This is a genomic window from Glaesserella parasuis (genome assembly GCF_002015085.1).
GTDB classification, from domain to species: domain Bacteria; phylum Pseudomonadota; class Gammaproteobacteria; order Enterobacterales; family Pasteurellaceae; genus Glaesserella; species Glaesserella parasuis.
In genome coordinates this window covers 1-2,466 of sequence record NZ_MUXW01000044.1, presented here as the reverse complement: position 1 = coordinate 2,466, position 2,466 = coordinate 1, and the positions used below count along the sequence as shown (strand labels likewise).

3 protein-coding genes and 1 pseudogene are annotated in these 2,466 nt (G+C 41.2%); all 4 read right to left on the bottom strand.

Features of this window, described 5'->3' with window-relative positions; genetic code table 11:
* Window positions 1–12: 12 nt before the first annotated feature.
* Entirely contained in the window at window positions 13–684 is a 672-nt protein-coding gene (locus B0183_RS09895) for a replication protein P (RefSeq protein ID WP_078208737.1), read from the bottom strand.
* Window positions 684–1,469, bottom strand: coding sequence for a replication protein (locus B0183_RS09890; RefSeq protein WP_071610287.1), 786 nt, complete (start codon window positions 1,467–1,469; stop codon window positions 684–686). Before B0183_RS09890 ends, B0183_RS09895 begins: the two co-directional genes overlap by 1 nt.
* Window positions 1,466–2,152, bottom strand: a complete 687-nt coding sequence (locus B0183_RS09885; protein WP_035703224.1) for a phage antirepressor KilAC domain-containing protein — start codon at window positions 2,150–2,152, stop codon at window positions 1,466–1,468. The genes B0183_RS09890 and B0183_RS09885 overlap by 4 nt, the downstream gene beginning before the upstream one ends.
* A 123-nt stretch (window positions 2,153–2,275) precedes the next feature.
* A pseudogene (locus tag B0183_RS09880) lies at window positions 2,276–2,466 on the bottom strand (hypothetical protein); the annotation flags it as partial.

Sequence of the window (2,466 nt, the reverse complement as noted above, 5' to 3'; positions counted from 1 at the left end):
ATCAAAACTCACCTAAAACCCCCTAACCTGTTTCAACAAACCACCCCAGAAAGCCCTCACCTTTTCACGATCGACTGCTTTCACTTCTTGAGGTAATGCCAGTTTGGGTTCTGGTAAAACCTCCCTTGTTTTTAACCGCTTACTCATTTTGACGAGGGATTTTTTAATCTCATCTTTGAGTTGCTTATCGCTCCATTCACCAGTCCGACAACGCACATACAAATCGGTAATCAAGTAATACTCCGCAGTAGAGACAAACTTAAACTGCTGGATTTCTTCCATACCAAATGCCATAAACGCTTGTAACCGCTTGTAAAGTTTATCCTCATCAGGCAAACCTAACGCTTCGTAGTCCACCGTTTTGCACCACTCCACAAACTCGCCTACGCTTGGCCAGAATGGATTTTTGGATTTTTTCGCTCGCGCAATCCCGTTTTGCAGTTGCTCAATCGTCGTAATTTTTTCATTCACCAACGTTTCAAGCCAAATCCGTTTTGCTTCACGGTAACTGTCTGCATCAGGAAATGAATTTTTCCACGCAGGAAAAATCGCCCGAAGCTGAATGAATAATTGATTAACGGCTCTAATCGCACCGTCTGGAATTGCCGTTGTCTTTGCTGGCACTTGGTAATTTGGCTCTTGCCCGACAAGGCTTTTCAAGTTCATTGATGCCACGTTTTGCATTAACTTCCCCTTAGCGTGATAGACATACCTTCCGCCCAGTTGCCTTCGTCATCAGGGATAAATGGCTTGGAAGTATTACGAGCGGACGGATTTTGTGGATTTTTTGCAGAAACTCCGTCATTTTGCCAATCCCAACCAGCATTAAACCCACGCCAACCACGCTCAATCGAAATTGCAATGGCTTGTTGAATAGGAATTTTGGCTTTGTCCGCCTCACGCTGAAAACCCTTCAACGCAGTTTCAGTGATAGGAGCTTTGAAAGACTTCCGATGAACAATAAAATCTTTTGCCAGTTGTCCGGTAATCCCAAACTTTTCCAACAAAATCAAATCTTCGGATTTTTTCTCGCACGCGTTAACACCCGTTAGGGTGTTATTTTTGGTATTGTTATTTTGTTTAGTGGTATTTTGTGTGTGAGCTGAGTTCACAGGTACTTGTGAACTTACTTCACAGGTCGAGTGAGCTGAGTTCACAGGTGAACTTACTTCACAGGTCGGAATTTTGTCGAAATTAACCGAAAAAACATTCATTCCACGATACCCTTTAGACTTAGTTAAAAGCCCCATTTCCACCAATTTGTCACAAGCATCAATGACACCACGATTACTTAAATTACATTTTTCCATCATTTGAGAAATAGAAACGGCATCTTTTTGCTTATTCCAGCCCGTTGTTTGCCTAACAACAAGCATATAACACTTAAATTCAGCCCCACTTAACACGCTCATTAATTCATCAACAACCGCATTTGGCACTTGAAATGAATTTGGAATAAATTTACTCATAGTCCTAACTCCGAAGCATAACGTTGTGCTATCCACTCAATACCTTTGCCAGTAACACGGGTTTGCGTAAAATTATGTCCGTGTTCTGCTGTACCTGTTTTCACAGTAAACAGCTCTTTTGAATGAACGGTTTGATACGGCAATAGATTGCCAGATTGACGATACAACACACGATCACGTAACAAACACTCAATCATCATCTTTTCAGGGAAATTTAAAATCTTGGCAGTTTCTCGTAGGGATTTGCTAGTACCGACTTCGACATAGTGATCGACAAAATCCGCTTTCGGTTTCATTATTTGATTTTCGAGTAACAAGGTTTGCTTTTCTTCTTCACTTTCAACTAATGCCTTAAGAGCTTGAAGATAGTTGCTCGGTAATTTCTGTTGATTTTCTAACTCTTGCCAACGATCAACTAAACGAGCAGTAAATTCAGGAGAGAATTGAGCCACAATCACATAAGTATCACGTTTATTAATATGATACTCGTAATAGACTTGCCCATTTTGCTCATGGGTGTACGGACTTTCCGCATACCCCCCAATTACCCCTTTATTCATCAGGTTTCTAATAGATAAGCACACATCACGGTGTCTGCTTTCTGTGATTCGTGCAATCTCCCGACTACTCATCGTCAGGGTTGCATTTTCTCTCTGATTAGTAGATAATAACTCTGTTTTCATAAACATTATCTCCCTTTGATATACCCACGTTCCAGCGTGGGTTTTTATTCATCTAACGACTTACGAGCCAAAGTTTTGTAAGCAGCCAATTCCTTCTCATCAATCAGCTCAATCTCCAACTCATCACAAATCACGGCGTACCATTCCACATATTGCAAAAAACACACGGCTAAACTGCGATTCAGACACGCCGATTTTGCGCGCTAAATCTTTATGCGTTCGAGAGACGGATTTTCGGTAAATCAAATCCGCAATCGCTCTTGCATTTTTACTTAATTCATTGCGTGCCATTGCACACTCCTTTGGGTAAATTA